Source organism: Arcanobacterium wilhelmae (assembly GCF_029632765.1).
Taxonomy (GTDB): Bacteria; Actinomycetota; Actinomycetes; order Actinomycetales; family Actinomycetaceae; genus Arcanobacterium; species Arcanobacterium wilhelmae.
This window is the reverse complement of the sequence record NZ_CP121247.1, coordinates 1,570,304-1,584,951: the sequence shown is the minus strand read 5'-3', so window position 1 is coordinate 1,584,951 and position 14,648 is coordinate 1,570,304. Positions and strand designations below refer to the sequence as shown.

Annotated in this window: 15 protein-coding genes and 1 tRNA gene; 9 read left to right on the top strand and 7 right to left on the bottom strand. The window is 61.6% G+C overall.

Going from position 1 to position 14,648, the window contains the following annotated elements; translation table 11 throughout:
- Window positions 1-124: 124 nt before the first annotated feature.
- From P8A24_RS07050 to adhP, 5 genes are all read right to left on the bottom strand, one after another.
- A complete protein-coding gene (locus P8A24_RS07050; protein WP_278057900.1) occupies window positions 125-997 on the bottom strand; it encodes an anchored repeat-type ABC transporter permease subunit in 873 nt (290 codons plus the stop codon).
- Window positions 994-1,710: a metal ABC transporter ATP-binding protein gene (locus tag P8A24_RS07045; RefSeq protein WP_278060235.1), complete on the bottom strand. Its 717-nt coding sequence runs from the start codon at window positions 1,708-1,710 to the stop codon at window positions 994-996. Before P8A24_RS07045 ends, P8A24_RS07050 begins: the two co-directional genes overlap by 4 nt.
- A 2-nt stretch (window positions 1,711-1,712) precedes the next feature.
- Window positions 1,713-2,642: a choice-of-anchor M domain-containing protein gene (locus P8A24_RS07040; protein ID WP_278057899.1), complete on the bottom strand. Its 930-nt coding sequence runs from the start codon at window positions 2,640-2,642 to the stop codon at window positions 1,713-1,715.
- The gene (locus tag P8A24_RS07035; RefSeq protein ID WP_278057898.1) at window positions 2,639-4,219 is read right to left on the bottom strand and encodes an anchored repeat ABC transporter, substrate-binding protein; all 1,581 of its coding nucleotides are present in this window, start codon (window positions 4,217-4,219) and stop codon (window positions 2,639-2,641) included. Before P8A24_RS07035 ends, P8A24_RS07040 begins: the two co-directional genes overlap by 4 nt.
- Before the next feature lie 179 nt (window positions 4,220-4,398).
- Complete coding sequence (gene adhP / locus P8A24_RS07030; RefSeq protein ID WP_278057897.1) at window positions 4,399-5,436, bottom strand: alcohol dehydrogenase AdhP; 1,038 nt, start codon at window positions 5,434-5,436, stop codon at window positions 4,399-4,401.
- Between the two features lie 294 nt (window positions 5,437-5,730).
- On the opposite strand from adhP, the gene P8A24_RS07025 reads away from it, so the two are divergent.
- The 5 genes from P8A24_RS07025 (at window position 5,731) to P8A24_RS08935 (ending at window position 8,781) form a co-directional block, all read left to right on the top strand.
- A complete protein-coding gene (locus P8A24_RS07025; RefSeq protein WP_278057896.1) occupies window positions 5,731-6,507 on the top strand; it encodes a glucosamine-6-phosphate deaminase in 777 nt (258 codons plus the stop codon).
- A gap of 11 nt (window positions 6,508-6,518) precedes the next feature.
- A complete protein-coding gene (locus tag P8A24_RS07020; RefSeq protein ID WP_278057895.1) occupies window positions 6,519-7,697 on the top strand; it encodes an N-acetylglucosamine-6-phosphate deacetylase in 1,179 nt (392 codons plus the stop codon).
- Between the two features lie 44 nt (window positions 7,698-7,741).
- Window positions 7,742-8,335, top strand: a complete 594-nt coding sequence (locus P8A24_RS07015; protein WP_278057894.1) for a sigma-70 family RNA polymerase sigma factor — start codon at window positions 7,742-7,744, stop codon at window positions 8,333-8,335.
- Window positions 8,335-8,637 carry a mycothiol system anti-sigma-R factor gene (rsrA, locus tag P8A24_RS07010; protein ID WP_278057893.1) on the top strand — a complete coding sequence of 101 codons (303 nt, stop codon included), beginning with the start codon at window positions 8,335-8,337 and terminating at the stop codon, window positions 8,635-8,637. The genes P8A24_RS07015 and rsrA overlap by 1 nt, the downstream gene beginning before the upstream one ends.
- A 69-nt stretch (window positions 8,638-8,706) precedes the next feature.
- Window positions 8,707-8,781 carry a 50S ribosomal protein bL37 gene (locus tag P8A24_RS08935; protein WP_370870610.1) on the top strand — a complete coding sequence of 25 codons (75 nt, stop codon included), beginning with the start codon at window positions 8,707-8,709 and terminating at the stop codon, window positions 8,779-8,781.
- 98 nt (window positions 8,782-8,879) lie between these two features.
- Here P8A24_RS08935 and P8A24_RS07005 read toward each other — a convergent pair whose 3' ends face one another.
- Entirely contained in the window at window positions 8,880-9,464 is a 585-nt protein-coding gene (locus P8A24_RS07005; RefSeq protein WP_278057892.1) for a GDSL-type esterase/lipase family protein, read from the bottom strand.
- Window positions 9,465-9,640: 176 nt separating this feature from the next.
- On the opposite strand from P8A24_RS07005, the gene P8A24_RS07000 reads away from it, so the two are divergent.
- Together P8A24_RS07000 and P8A24_RS06995 are read left to right on the top strand one after the other, a co-directional pair.
- Window positions 9,641-10,633, top strand: a complete 993-nt coding sequence (locus tag P8A24_RS07000) for a M23 family metallopeptidase (RefSeq protein WP_278057891.1) — start codon at window positions 9,641-9,643, stop codon at window positions 10,631-10,633.
- Window positions 10,633-11,433, top strand: a complete 801-nt coding sequence (locus P8A24_RS06995; RefSeq protein ID WP_278060234.1) for a glycerophosphodiester phosphodiesterase family protein — start codon at window positions 10,633-10,635, stop codon at window positions 11,431-11,433. Before P8A24_RS07000 ends, P8A24_RS06995 begins: the two co-directional genes overlap by 1 nt.
- Window positions 11,434-11,501: 68 nt before the next feature.
- On the opposite strand, the gene P8A24_RS06990 is transcribed toward P8A24_RS06995, so the two are convergent.
- A tRNA-Arg gene (locus tag P8A24_RS06990) sits at window positions 11,502-11,574 on the bottom strand.
- 355 nt (window positions 11,575-11,929) lie between these two features.
- On the opposite strand from P8A24_RS06990, the gene argS reads away from it, so the two are divergent.
- Entirely contained in the window at window positions 11,930-13,609 is a 1,680-nt protein-coding gene (gene argS, locus P8A24_RS06985; protein WP_278057890.1) for an arginine--tRNA ligase, read from the top strand.
- Between the two features lie 34 nt (window positions 13,610-13,643).
- Entirely contained in the window at window positions 13,644-14,495 is an 852-nt protein-coding gene (locus P8A24_RS06980; protein WP_278057889.1) for a GHMP family kinase ATP-binding protein, read from the top strand.
- Window positions 14,496-14,648 lie beyond the last annotated feature (153 nt).

Sequence of the window (14,648 nt, the reverse complement as noted above, 5' to 3'; positions counted from 1 at the left end):
CGCACGGGTGGTTTGAGATACAGGAGTTGCGCAATTTCGGACACAGAAAAGCCGCGGGAGGAAAACCTACCCGCGGCTTTTCGCGACAAGCGCGCCGACGTCGTTGGTGCAGTTTCGTTTGTCGCTAGGCAGCCGACGCCGGCGTGCGCGAGTGGCGAAGCGACGCCACCAGCCCGCGCCCAGGCGCGAACGCCCACACCAGTACGAAAATCACGGTGGCAACCAGCACAATCGCCGCTCCGGACGGAAGGTTCCACGCCCACGAAAGCCAAATCCCCACAAACGCGCTGAGCGCGCCAACTGCAGGGCCGATCAGCATCATTGGGAGAACGCGGTCGGTGAGCAAACGTGCCGTCGCCGCCGGCGCCACCAGCAACGCCAGCACAAGAATATTGCCGATTGTCTGCACCGAAATCACCACGGCCGCCGAGATCACCACGAACAGCAACAAGTCGATCCAGAACACGCGAATGCCCTGGGCACGCGCGAACTCGCGGTCCACGCTTACTAACGTGATACGTGAATGCGCCGCTACCAGCACAGCCACGATCACTGCGCCAACGCCCACGGCCTGCAAAATATTCGTGTTCGTCACGCCCGTCAGCGAACCAAACAGGAGCGACTCAAGCGAGCCCGTATATCCGGGCGTGCGCGAAACGATCACCAGGCCGAGCGCGAACGCCGCCACGAAAAACACCCCGATCACCGAATCTTCGCGCAGGCGCCGGTTTTGTGAAAACGATGCGATCAGCACCGCCACCACAACACCCGCCACGGCTCCGCCGAGCAGGATCGAGCCCTGCAACGCGAACGCCACCGCGATGCCGGGAAAGACCGCGTGGGAGAGCGCGTCGCCCACGAACGACAGCCCGCGCAACACCACATGCACGCCCACCACACCACAGATGATCGAGGAGAGCGCGGCCACGAGAAGCGCTCGCGGCAAGAACGCCAGGTTCGGGTTCGCCAGATCGGCAAAGAACTGAATGAGGCTCATGCATTCACCATCCCCAAAGAGCGTAGGAGCGCTGAGTTTTCGCGCACCTGGTACGTGTCGATCCACAGTTGCGGCTCCATGAGGTCCGCAGGTTTGCCGGCCGCGCGCACCGTTCGATTGATCATCACGAGCGAATCGCAAATATCCACAGCCTGCGTCAGATCGTGCGTGGACATCAGGATCCCAACCCCGCCGCGCGCGAGCTCCACGAACAGGTCCGAGAGCAGATCCTGGTTCGGGTGGTCGAGCCCGGTAAACGGCTCGTCGAGAAGCAAAATATCCGGGTTCGGGGCGAGCGCTCGGGCGATGAGGATGCGCTGCTTTTGCCCGCCGGAGAGCTCGTCGATCGTGCGCTCGCGCAGCTCGTACATCCCCACCTTCTTCAGGGCCTGGTAGGCGAGGGCGAGCCCCTCGCGCCGCGAAACCTTGTGCGCGCGGCCCACGAACGTGGTGCGCACGAGCGTTTCGACGCTCATCGGGTAGGCCCAGTCCACATCTTGGCGCTGGGGAACATACCCGATCTTCCCAGAAGTTTCCACGATTCCTTGTGAACGGATGAGCCCCATGATGGCTCGCATGAGAGTGGTTTTTCCGGCGCCGTTGGGGCCAATGAGCCCGGCGAGCTCGCCTTTAGCTACCTCGAAGCCGATGTTTTCGAGGATCGAGCGGCCCGTGAGGGTGACGTTCAGCCCCTCGACTTTCAGTGCGGGCAGGCTCACTCTTCGACCGCCTTCGCGGCTGCCGCGCGGTCCGCGGCGGCGCGGCGTTTGAGCACCACAACGACGCCGACGATCACGACAACGGCTACCGCGAGCCCCGCGCCGACATACAGCGGCAGGGACGTGGACTTATCGACAGCGCTCGGAGCTTCAACAGACGCCTTCGCGCTCGGCTCGGTTTTCTCGGTCCATGTTGCGCTCGCGGCGTCCTTCGCGTCCGCGCCGTCCCCGACGGCGAAGCGCAGCACCTGCGCGTCCTCCACGCTTGAGCCGTCAGCGAGCCGCGCCTGTGCGGTCAGCCGCACAAGATGCGTGCCAGGCTTCGTGAACACCCAGTTCGCGTGCGTGTGCGTGTTGGGATCCACGTGAATCGGCTGTGCCTCATTCTTCGCGGAGTTCCACAGCTGGGTCGGCCCAGCGAAATTGCCAGCCTGCACGAACACGTTGAGATCGCCCTCGCCTTGGTGGCCGCCGTATACGAGCGATACCCCGTTGCCGAGTTTCTTCACCACGGCCGGATCCTGGGTGTTCCAGCCGAGCCAGATCACGCCTTCCGCTTCGGTCTGCGGGATCGCATACACGTCGCCGGAGGCCTTGATGAAGTCGTACGCAGGATCCTTCGGGAGAGTGAGTTTCGCCTTGTCGTGTACGCGGAACACGACGTCTTCCAAGTGGCGCCACACGGGGGCGCCCTTGGTGTCGTCGCGGACCATGAAGGTCCACTTTCCGTCGAGGTACTTCGGTCCGAGGTCGGCGTGCCCGGCGTCAAGCTCCACTGGCGTGCCGAGGGGGGCGATCTCTTCGTTTTCGTTGACCACCTGAGTGAGCGCAGGATCGGCTGGGCCGGGGTTATCTTGCGCGAACGCTACGGCTGGCGCGAAGGCGAGCGCGAGAGCTGCGAGGGCGGACAGGGCTGTCTTTTTCACTTTGTCTCCGTCTGTGTTGATGGATTGGGGATGGTGTGTTGAGCTGCGGGCTCCCATGCGGGGAGCGACGCCGGGTCGAGGCACGATTTGAGGGATTTCACGTTGTATTCCACGAGGGCTTCGTAGGTGGGGACCTCGGGCGTGAGGGTGTCGGAGTAGATGTTGCACAGCTCCTTACGCGTGGAGTGCGCGATTCCGACCAGTTCTTTGAGGTGCGAGGACGACGTCGGCTCGACGAACACGCCCGGCGCGGGGAGGGCTTCGAGCGTGCGCGTGAGGTTCGTGAGTTGCTGAACGGATGGTTCGAGCGACGGGTTGGGCGCGACGAACCCGGCAATCGTCATTCCGTAGGCTTTGGCGAGGTATCCGAACGAATCGTGTGCGGTGACCAGCGTGCGCTGGGAGGCGGGGATGGAGGTGAGGACGGCTCGGGTCCACTCGTCGAGGTTCTCCAGCTTCTTGGAATAGGCGGCCGCGTTTTTCGAATAGCTTGCGGCGTTCTTGGGGTCGATCCGCCCGAGTTCGTCCGCGATCGTTTCCGTGTAGGCGATTGCGTTGCGCACGTCGTGCCACATGTGTGGATCGATTTCTCCGTGGACGTGCTGTCCGATGACGGCTTGGGCGAGGATCCAGGCCTCGGCGCCCGGGTGGCCGAGGAAGTTCCACCGGTTGTCCGGAACGATGGTGGTGGTCGAGTTGGGGACTGCGATGACGACGTCGGCGATCTCCCGGTTTCCTGTACCGGCGGGGGTATCTCCGTAGAGCGTCATTCCGCCGTCGAGGTGTGCGGTGATGTCTTGGTGGCCGGTATCGATCACGGTTTTTCCGGCCTCGTGTGGATCGATCCCGACGGCGAACGTGAGGGTCGCGTTTCCGAGGGCCTTTTCCGCTGTGCCCGAGTGGAGCACGGCCTCGAGGGAGAGCGTGTAGATGCCTTGTTTGGAGAATCCCCACGACATGTGGGTGTGTGCGTTGGTGGGGAGCTTGACGGTGTCTTTTGCAGGGTCGATTCCGTCGCCCGAGTTCATCCATGCTGTGGGCTCGCCGAATGTTCCGGTGGTGAAGGCTGAGATGGTGCCGGGGCCGTCGGCTTTCGTGGCGTTGATAGTGACGTAATCTTGGCTACCGCCCTGGCCGTCCACGCGTAGTCCGAGCCAGACGGTGGCCAGTGATGCGTTCTCGACGAGTGGGATTTGGCGCGCGCCGAACTTGACTGATTCTGAGCCGAGCGCAACGTTTTTTGCGCCGTCGGGCAGGTTCGAATCGATGGTATGCGTCAGGGCTTGGGCTTCGAGGAGGAGCCCGTTGGAGAAGGCGATATCGGCGCGGGCGATGTCGCGCAGTGCGGCCATTGACGGCTCGTAGGTGTGCGGATCGGCGCCCATGGGGACGAGGGTTTCCACGGTTGCGTTCGGGGCGACATTGCGGACGAAATCGGCCATGATCGGCGTGGAGGCAACGATCACCAGGCCATCGTTTTCCGCCGCCGACGCCGGTGCGCAGGCGGCGAGCGCACTGAGGCTCGCGAGAGCGGTCAACTTGCCCAATGCGGCCGTGACAGAGCGGGGGAGGTGCATGCTGACCTTTCATCTCGAGAATAACACTGCGAATAATGATAGTGATTATCCCTCTTAGGTGAAAGGCGTGACGGCGTGAGCTGGCGCCGATTTTTGTGGCGCTCATCAGCAAAAAGGAGTGGACGGCGAGGATCCTCGCCGTCCACTCCTGAGGTGCTAGGTGTTATTCGCTAGCGTGATCAGTAACGGATCGCCATGCGGCCGTCGATCTTACCGGCCTTCATCTCGTCGAACACGTCGTTGATGTGGTCAAGGGTGGTCTCCTTGACGGTGGGCTTGATCAGGCCGCGAGCGTAGAAGTCGATAGCTTCTGCGAGATCGAGGCGGGTGCCCACCAGCGAGCCGCGAATCGTGATGCCGCGCAACACGATATCGAAGATGTTGGCCGGGAATTCCCCCGGGGGCAGGCCGTTGAACACGACGGTGCCGTTGGAGCGAACCATGCCGACTGCCTGGCCGAACGCGGCCGGGTGAACTGCGGTGACGAGCACGCCGTGGGCGCCGCCGTCGGTGTACTCCTGGACCTTCGCAACCGGATCTTCCTTGGCTGCGTTGATGGTGAACTCAGCGCCGTGCTTTGTTGCCAGCTCGAGCTTCTCATCAGCGATATCGACAGCGATCACGCGCAGGCCCATGGCCTTTGCGTACTGGACTGCGATGTGGCCGAGGCCGCCGATGCCGGAAATGACCATGAACTGGCCCGGGCGGGTGTCGGTGACCTTCAGGCCCTTGTAGACAGTGACGCCTGCGCACAGGATCGGTGCAACTTCGACCTCGTCCACGCCCTCCGGAATGCGGGCGGCGAAGCGGGTGTCAACGAGCATGTACTCGCCGAAGGAACCGTCGGCGGTGTAGCCGCCGAACACTGCCTTACGGCAGAGGGTCTCCCAGCCAGACAGGCACATATCGCACTCGCCACAGGCGCTCCAGAGCCATGCGTTGCCGACGAGATCGCCAACCTTGACCGAGTGCTCACCCGGGCCGAGCTTGACGATGCGGCCAACGCCCTCGTGGCCCGGGATGAATGGCGGCTCGGGGCGGACCGGCCAGTCGCCTTGAGCTGCGTGAAGATCGGTGTGGCAGACGCCGGTGGCAATGTTCTTCACGAGAGCCTGGTTGAGACCGGGCTCGGGCATATCAACTTCGCGGACGTTCAGCGGATCGCCGAACTTCTCCACCACAGCCGCGGTGAACTTTGCGGGAATTTCGGTTGTCACTTGCATCTCCTTTGATGGTTGTGTGTGTTCCAAGGACGTCTTCCAGCGTATGTGTCGCAAACTTTTTCTTCAACCCATTGAGGGAATTCGTGCGGAAATGTTACATAAATATGTACAGTATGCTGACTAATTGGGGGCGAACGTCCCGCCTCAGTGTCTCTAAGCGAGAATCGATCTCAAATGGAGGTAGGGTGGCGAAAAATACATCAGACAAATTTCCGTTCTCGCTACCCAGCCGCTCCGCTCACGTGCCAGAATGGAAGTATCGCAAGCAACATTTGTAAAGGGGCAAATATGCAGGTCGGGATCTTCCAAACCCAGGAAGCCGCAGCCGATTACGCGGCGGCTCACATCATCGACGTCGTTGGTGGCGCAACCGATCCGGTGCTCGGTGTCGCCACCGGGTCAACGCCACTGAAGCTCTATGAGCGTCTTCGTGCCGCGCACGCCGCAGGAACGTTCACTCTCGCTGGCAAGAAGGCGATCGCTCTGGATGAGTACGTCGGGATCGCTGACGACCACCCGGAACGCTACCGCAACGTTCTGCGCACTGAGCTGGTCGGCGAAGACAAGACGGGTCTGACGGACGAACTCCTCTTCACGCCCGATTCGTCGGCGCCGGATCCCCAGGCCGCGGCCGCGCGCTACGATGAGCAGATCCGCGCTCTCGGCGGCGCAACCATCCAGATCCTCGGAATCGGCTCCGATGGGCACATCGCCTTCAACGAGCCAGGCGGCTCGCTCGTCTCGCGTACGCACGTGGACGTCCTCACGGCCCAAACCCGCACGGATAACGCCCGCTTCTTCGACGGCGACCTTGCGAAGGTCCCCACCGAATCGATTTCCCAAGGCCTTGGGACCATCATGGAAGCGAAGGAAATCATTCTGCTCGCCTTCGGCGAGGGTAAAGCTCGCGCAGTGAAGGAATTGGTCGAAGGCGCGGTGAGCGCCAAGTGGCCCGCCACGGTGCTCCAGATGCATCCGAAGGTCACAGTGCTTGTGGACGAGGCGGCAGCCTCCCAGCTCGAGTTGGCGGATTTCTATACTGAGCGCTGGAACGCGCGTCACTGAATCGAGGAAAAATGGAACTGGTTGGCAAGTTGCTCAACGCTCGCGGCGAGATTGTGGGCGGAGGGCTCGAGCTTGACGACGCCGGTGTGATCACCCGCGTCCTTCCTGCAACTGGCGAGGAGGAAGGCTGGATTCTGCCTGGCCTGATCGATGTGCACTGCCACGGGGGTGGGGGAGCGTCGTTCCCGGACGTCACCTCGGAAGAAGAAGTACGCACAGCGATCGAAGCCCACCGCTCGCTCGGAACCACTGCGATGCTTGCCTCGCTTGTGTCCATGGTGGATCCGGTGCCGGTGATTGAGAAACTCGTGCCGTTTTGTGAATCGGGTGAGCTCCTCGGTATCCACATGGAGGGGCCCTACATCTCTCCGCATAAGGTGGGTGCGCAGAACCCGGCCGCCGTGCGTGGTGCGGATCTGGACGAGCTTCGCCGCTGGCTCGAGGCGGGCAAGGGGCACATTAAAACCATGACGATCGCGCCCGAGGCAGAAAACGCCGTCGCCGCTGCGCGCCTCCTGCTCGATTACGGCGCCAAGCCATCCTGGGGGCATACGTCGGCCACCACGGAGGAAGCGGAAGGCGCGATCGCGCTCACTACCGCCTACGCCGAAGAGATTGGTTTCCCTGCTCCTGCCCAAACGGCTACTCACCTGTTCAACGCCATGCCCTCGCTTCTGCACCGCGCGCCCGGCCCGGTCCGTGCGCTCACAGCCGGAGCGCGCAAGGGAGACGTCGCCGTCGAGCTCGTTGCCGATACTGTCCACGTCGACCCACGTCTGGTGTCCGACGTCGTCGAGTTCGTCGGCGCGAAAGGCGAGCCGTCGTCGGTCCTGTTCGTCACGGATGCGATGTCGGGCGCTGGAATGCCTGACGGCTCGTACGTACTCGGCTCTCTCGCCGTCACCATTTCCGATGGCGTGGCGCGTCTCACCGACGGCGGGGCGATCGCAGGCGGAACTTCGCGCTTGGTGGAACAAATTCAGAAGATGGTGCGTGGAGAATGCCTCTCCCTCGCCAAGGCCGTAGAATCGTGCGTGGCTGGTCCGGCCTACGCGCTCCATCTCAATGGAAGCGAGCAGGGCGTGACTTTGGAATTCACCCCGGGCGAGGCTGTCAACCTCGTGGTGTTGAACGAAAATCTCGATTTCGTTTCGGCGTTCCGCGAAGGCGTGGCGATCGCCGGGGAATGAAACCCCTGCCACCAGCGTTGCCAAAACAAGCGAGAGGATCGTGAGTGACGATCGATAGAGCTCCTGAGGAGACGGACGCCGAGCGTGCCGCCAGGTTTGAAAAGGATGCGATCCCGTATCTGAATCAACTCTATGGCGGAGCGATGCGGCTCACCCGGAACCCTCACGACGCCGAAGATCTGGTGTCCGAAACGTACGCGAAGGCGTTCTCCGCCTTCCACCAGTACACGCCGGGCACCAACCTCAAGGCGTGGCTTTTCCGCATCCTGAATAACACCTTCATTTCGAACTATCGCAAGAAGCAGCGCAGGCCGCAAGAGGTCGATAACGAGGTGGAGGACTGGCAGGAGTACCAGGCGGAATCGCACATGTCCACGGGCATGAAGTCTGCGGAGATGGAGGCGTACGAAAATCTCCCGAACGAAGAGATTCGTGAGGCTTTCGAAAAGCTGAGCGAAGATCGTCGCGAAGCGGTCTATCTCGCCGACGTCGAAGGGTTCTCCTACCAGGAGATCGCCGACATCATGGGCACACCGATTGGCACCGTGATGTCGAGGCTTTCTCGTGGGCGTAAGCAATTGCGTGAGATCCTCGCCGACTATGCGAACGAACTTGGCTATGGAAAGGGGGAGAAGTGATGAGCCTGAACACAGAGGTTGCAAAGGTGATCGAGGCGCTCGATTGTGGGTGTCCGGGCGCGACGAGCGATTGTTCATGTTCCGAGCTGACCGACCGTCTATTTGAGCTGGTTGATCAAGAGATCTCGAACGAGGATTGGCATCGGCTGATGCACCATGTGCAAAACTGCGCAGAGTGTACGCACTCGGTGAAGATGGAAGTCGTGGTCCGCAAGCTGGTGCAGCGCGGGTGTGTACAGGAGGCGCCGAGCGCGTTGCGTGAGCGTCTGGTGAACATGTGCCGTGAGTCGGTGAACGCTTAAGCGTTTGGAGTTTGTTCCTTCTTTTCGATAGACTCACACAGTTCAGTGAATGTTAAAGAGGAGGACAGCATGTCGACTCGTGGAAACAAGCGTCGTGGACGCAAGAAGAAGAAGGCGAATCACGGCAAGCGCCCCAACGCCTGAGTGTAAAAATGGCCGAGCTTTTCCGCTCGGCCATTTTTTATTACCGTTTCACGACGCCGGTTGCGGGCTTTTCGTCGGCCTCGCACCGGCGTCGTCGGTTACGCTTCCTTCACCCCGAGCCAGCGGTGCCAGCCGCGGTGGGTGACCAGCCATGCGATAAGCGCATAACCGGCCTGGCGCGGAGTGTACGCGTGAGAGGTGGACATGTCGGTGAGCCACTGCTCGTGAGCCTTGAGCGGGGTGTAGCAGTCAACGAAAAGCACTCCTCGGCGCTCGCACACCTCCGAAAATGCGCGGGTGAGCTCCACCTGTACACGCTCAGGCAAATCGGTGCGCGGAGGCGGGCCAACAACCATCGGGGTGAGGTCGTAGCGGCTGGTCGCGTCCAAAACGTTCGCCAAGTGAAGCCGTGAGCGGGCCGTGGTCACCCCGGCGTCGATGTCGTGTGAGCCAAGCGCGATCACGATGTAGTGTTCGTCGTCGCGCCCCATGCGGGGAAGAACCTCGCCCGTCCAACGTTCAGCGAGAGAGGCGGTGGTATCGCCAGGGAAGGCGAGAGTGACGGGGAGGACGGGAGGTTCCGATTCGGTGCGCGCGAGAACACGGCCAATCCAGCCGAGCGCGCGGGCGTCACCTTGGCCGGTGATCAGCTCGTCGCCGATGAAGAACACTCGCTTCGTCATATTTTCAGCCCTTTCGCCTGTTTTCGCCTGTAACTATACCTACCTCAGTGGCCCGATGCCCGGCGCATCACGTGGGCGGTGTAATAGGCGTCATAAAAATCGGTCTCTTTTTTGTGGAGGGGCTGTTATCAAACCGTTATTATTGGAGAGGTAGCCGTTATGAGAAGGGGAAGCACGTGGGCGAAAATCGTACACTGCCGTCGCGCAAAGAGTTGCGTTTGGCCCGTCTCGCCGCCGAAAAAGCGGCCGCTGAGAACGCCGTCCCCGTTGAAGAAGCGCCCGCCACAGAACCCAAACTTTCTCCCGCCCGGGGTGCCGATCAGGCGCCGTCGGAGCCAGAGCCTCAAGCCGAGCCACGTATCACGCACGAACTTTTCGGCGGAATGAAGCTTCTCGGCGCGGTGCGCCGCTATTCCGTGAAGGGTATGGCCTTGACAGCGTCGGCCGTGTTCGGCATTTCCGTGATGGGCGGTTTGCTCGTTTCACGCGTTTCCACCGTCGCCGCAGCAACGGACAGCCAGTCAGTTCTCAACACTGTGGCCACCCAAACCACTGCCACTACCCCGGAAGAATTGAAGGCTAAGGCTGGAGCTGAAGAAGAATCCCGCCTTCGCGATGTTGAGCAGATGCTCGCGGTTGCCCCTGGCGAATTTTGTAAAATCTCCAGTGGTGCAAACTCTGTAGCGTCCGCTTTCTTTGACACGAAGGATGCCCTGATCTACCCGCTCGCCGTGGGCCAGTACCGCCTCACTTCGAACTACGGTGGCCGTTCTGATCCGTTTACAGGCGAAAGCTCATTCCACCTGGGCCAAGATTTTGCCGCTCCTGCTGGCACCCCCGTGTATGCGGTTGCAGATGGCGTGGTGATCCACGCTGGTGAAGGCGTTCAAGGGCGTTCATCGAACCTGATTGTTGTGCAACACGAGCGGGCTGGGAAGAAATTCACCTCATGGTACGTGCACATGTGGGATGATGGCGTGCTCGTGAAAGAAGGCGACAAAGTGAAGATTGGTCAGCAGATCGCCAAGGTTGGCTCGAATGGCTACTCCACTGGCCCGCACCTGCACTTTGAGGTTCACCCGGGCGAAGGGCTTGAAACCGATACGACGAATCCGCTCACATTCCTGCGCGATAATCAGGCGCGTGATATTGCGAGCTTGTGCTTCTGATGCGTGTGTGGAATCTGGGTGAGCGCGTGGTGATTGCGCATCGCGCCGGTGGTGCCGAGGCTCCCGAAAATTCCCCTGAGGCTTTCGCACGTATGCACGAACTGGGCTTCCGTTATATGGAAACTGATGCGCACGCCACGAAAGATGGGGTTGTGGTACTCTTCCACGATCCGATCTTGGATCGGACGACCGATGGGCATGGGCGCATCGAAAAGAAAACGTGGGCTGAGCTTGAGGGTGTGCGTGATCACGGGGGGAATCCGTTGCTTCGCCTGACGGACGCGCTTTCGTCCTACCCCGACTTCGTGTTCAATATCGATGCGAAAAACAATCATGCGGTCAAGCCGCTGATCCGTGCGATTAAGGATCACGATGCTCTTCGGCGAGTGTCGCTCGCCTCGTTTTCTGAAACCCGGCTTGCTTTTCTTCGGCGAAAGCTGCGTGGGGCGTCCTCGTCGCTGGGGATCGCGGCGATCGTGAGCCTGTGGGTGGCCTCGCGCACATGGTGGCCGTCAAGGCGCGTGATGTACGTGCCGGGGCCGCGCCAGGGTGTGCAAGCTGTGCAGGTTCCAGCGCTCATGCATGGGCTGGTTGTGGTGGACCAGCGGTTTGTGGATGAGGCACACCGGCGCGGGCTTGCAGTGCACGTGTGGACGGTGAACGATCCGGCCACCATGGTGGCACTGCTCGATCTTGGTGTGGAGGGCATTATTACGGATGTGCCGAGCCTCGCCAAGCGCGTGATCGAACTCTACCCAACCAACCCACAGGCGGCAGCGTCGCTCACGATTGAAAACTAAGGCGCACGGGCGCAGGTGAACGCCTGCCGAGAGTAAACAAAAACCCGCGGAAATCCGCGGGTTTTCCGTGCCCCGAACAGGATTCGAACCTGCGGCCTTTCGCTCCGGAGGCGAACGCTCTATCCCCTGAGCTATCGGGGCGGGGGACTTGAAGAGTGTACCGCATATGGGTGCGAGCCGCCCACCCACATCAGAGCAGTGTCGGATTTTTCTACGGCATTCATTATGAGAAAGTGGTTTTCTCATAATGAAACGCACTTTCCATTATGAGAAAACGGTTTTCTCATAATGGCTCGGCTTTTCTTTATGGGAATAGCGTGCTCCCGACGTCGGTGCCCGGCTCTCGCCCAGCGCTCCGCGACCTTGCCGCGAAAGTCCGCCGCCGACGTCGTCGGAACTGGTGTGAAAGCGCGTTGCCTGCGTCGGTGCGCAAACGTGAGGAATTGGGCCGCTTGCGCGTGGAAACACGCCGCCACCGCGGGCTAAACTAGAGCCTATGAATCCAGAAGAACTCTCCGCATTTATCCGCGAGTCCCTCGCCGGTGCGATCACCGATGGCGAGATCAACCTCGATCCGAACGAGCTCCCCGAAGTCAAGGTGGAGCGCCCGCGCTCGCGTGAGCACGGCGATTGGGCAACCAATGTTGCTCTCCAGCTGGCGAAGAAAGCGGGCATGAACCCGCGCGCTTTCGCGGAGCTTCTGGTGGGGCGTCTGGAGAAGTCGGATGCGATCGCAAAGATCGAGATTGCTGGCCCGGGCTTCCTCAACATCACCCTGAACGCGGCCGCCGCCGGCTCGTTGGCTGCGTCGATCCTCGAGGCAGGGGAAGAGTATGGCCGCAACGAAGGACTCGCGGGTGAAACCGTGAACCTCGAGTTCGTTTCTGCGAACCCCACCGGCCCGATCCATATTGGTGGCGCCCGCTGGGCAGCCGTGGGTGATTCGCTTGCGCGCATTCTCGAGGCGAATGGTGCGAACGTGGTTCGTGAATACTATTTCAACGATCATGGCGCCCAGATTGATCGTTTCTCCTCGTCGTTGCTGGCGCGCGCCCGCGGCCAGGAGGCCCCGGAAGATGGCTACGGTGGCCAGTACATTGAAGATATCGCCTCCGCGGTGCTTGCTCAGTTCACCACCGATGGTGGTAAGGAAATCCTCGCCGGCGATGATGCCACCGCCCAGGAGTTCTTCCGCGAGCACGGCGTGAACATGATGTTCGATTCGATCAAGGAAGAGCTTGGCGCCTTCCGTGTGAACTTCGATGTGTACTTCCACGAGGACACCCTCCACAGGTCGGGTGCGGTGGCAAAGGCGATCGATATTCTGCGCGAGAAGGGCAAGATCTTCGAACAAGATGGGGCCACCTGGGTGCGCACCACTGATTTTGGGGACGATAAAGACCGCGTGGTTATCAAGTCCGACGGCGATGCGGCCTACTTCGCTGGGGATGTTGCCTACTATCTTGATAAGCGCGAGCGCGGCGCCGATAAGGTGATCATCATGCTCGGCGCCGATCACCACGGCTACATCGGCCGCATGTATGCGATGGCTCGTGCCTTCGGTGATACAGCCGGAGTGGGCGAGAACCTTGAAATCCTCATCGGTCAGCTCGTGAATCTGGTCAAGGATGGCCAGCCGGTTCGGATGTCCAAGCGTGCGGGCACGGTTGTGGTTCTCGACGATCTGGTGGAGGCCGCGGGCGTGGATGCCGCGCGCTACTCGCTGGTGCGTTCGGCGATGGATACCGCGCTCGTCATCGATCTTGGCCTGATCGCATCTCATACGAACGACAACCCGGTCTACTACGTGCAGTACGCTCACGCGCGTACGGCGTCGGTGGATAAGAACGCGGCCGAGCACGGCGTGGAGCGCACGGGCTTCCGCCCCGAGTTGCTCGATACGCCGGCCGATTCGGAGCTACTCGCGAAGCTCGCGCAGTACCCGGAGGTAGTAGCTCAGGCGGCGCAGTTGCGCGAGCCGCACCGCGTTGCCCGTTACTTGGAGGAGCTCGCGGGAGCCTACCATGGTTGGTATGGCAACTCGCGCGTCACCCCGCGTGCGGAAGAGGAAGTGACGGACGTGCACCGCGCCCGCCTTTTCCTCAACGACGCCGCCGCGCAGGTGCTGCGTAACGGCCTGGGCCTTCTGGGTGTTGCTGCTCCGGAGAAGATGTGAGCGTAGCTTTTGCTGGTAATCGGAGGTGGGCCGTATGAGGCTCACCTCCGATTATGCGCGCGTGCGTGTGCCTGCTGTGGCCACGGGCTTCGGCCCGGGGCTGAAAGAAGTGGGTATTGCGCTCGATATCTGGGATGAAGTGTCCGTCACTCTCACTACGGGGCAGACGCGGGTGACGATCCTGGGGGAGGGGAACCGTACCCTTCCGCGAGACGGTTCGCATATGGTGGCGCGAGCGCTCTCGCTTGCGCTTGAGCGTGTTGGCGCGCCGATCGCTGGTTTCGATCTGATCTGCAGAAACGCTATCCCGCGTGGGATGGGCGTTGGCGATCAAGCGGCGGAGGCTGTGGCCGGAGTCGCGCTCGCTCGCGAGCTCCTGGACGAGCCGGGCGCCCTCGGCGAGGAACAGATGCTTGCGATCGCGACGGAACTTGTGGGTTCGCCGTCGGCGGCGGCAGCGGCGCTCCGCGGGGGAGCGACGCTTGCCTGGACGGACGCCGGCGCCCCGACGTCGCGCCCGCTCGTCGTGGCTGAGAACCTGCCGCTGGCGCTCCTGCTCCCGCCGAACGAGGGGCAGATTTCCGCCGACGCCGGTGCGCCAGATTCGCCGCTTCGCGCGGCGATGTTCCTCCACGCGCTTGAGCGTGAGCCGAGTCTCATTGCGGCTGCGACGCGCGGCGTGAACGCGAAGGGGCCGAGCATCGGAGAAAGTCTGATGCGGGGGCTCCGAAGCGCGGGCTGGCCGGCTGTTTACACAGGTGGTGGCCCTGCGCTGGTGGTGTTCGCGAAGGTCGCTCCGGCGATGGGGATGAGCCTGGCAGAATCGGGCATCAAACTGATCCGCACGTCGGTTGCGGGTGGTGTTCATCCCGTTTCAGGGAAGTGATGCGGGGTAAAGCTGTGCGAATACGCAGTGAATGTGTATACTCGTATCCGTGGCAGGCCGATGGTCGTTTTCCACATACCACTGATGTTTTTCCAGTGGTCCCCCTTATTCCCCTTTGTTTCAAGCGGAATAATTCCCGATGTAGACCCGAGG

What these genes read in the sequence shown, in the direction of transcription:
- P8A24_RS07050 (WP_278057900.1), bottom strand. Translation starts at nt 997, where the DNA reads ATGAGCCTCATTCAGTTCTTTGCCGATCTGGCGAACCCGAACCTGGCG.
- P8A24_RS07035 (WP_278057898.1), bottom strand. Translation starts at nt 4,219, where the DNA reads ATGCACCTCCCCCGCTCTGTCACGGCCGCATTGGGCAAGTTGACCGCT.
- P8A24_RS07025 (WP_278057896.1), top strand. Translation starts at nt 5,731, where the DNA reads ATGCAGGTCGGGATCTTCCAAACCCAGGAAGCCGCAGCCGATTACGCG.
- P8A24_RS07020 (WP_278057895.1), top strand. Translation starts at nt 6,519, where the DNA reads ATGGAACTGGTTGGCAAGTTGCTCAACGCTCGCGGCGAGATTGTGGGC.
- rsrA (WP_278057893.1), top strand. Translation starts at nt 8,335, where the DNA reads ATGAGCCTGAACACAGAGGTTGCAAAGGTGATCGAGGCGCTCGATTGT.
- P8A24_RS07005 (WP_278057892.1), bottom strand. Translation starts at nt 9,464, where the DNA reads ATGACGAAGCGAGTGTTCTTCATCGGCGACGAGCTGATCACCGGCCAA.
- P8A24_RS06995 (WP_278060234.1), top strand. Translation starts at nt 10,633, where the DNA reads ATGCGTGTGTGGAATCTGGGTGAGCGCGTGGTGATTGCGCATCGCGCC.
- argS (WP_278057890.1), top strand. Translation starts at nt 11,930, where the DNA reads ATGAATCCAGAAGAACTCTCCGCATTTATCCGCGAGTCCCTCGCCGGT.
- P8A24_RS06980 (WP_278057889.1), top strand. Translation starts at nt 13,644, where the DNA reads ATGAGGCTCACCTCCGATTATGCGCGCGTGCGTGTGCCTGCTGTGGCC.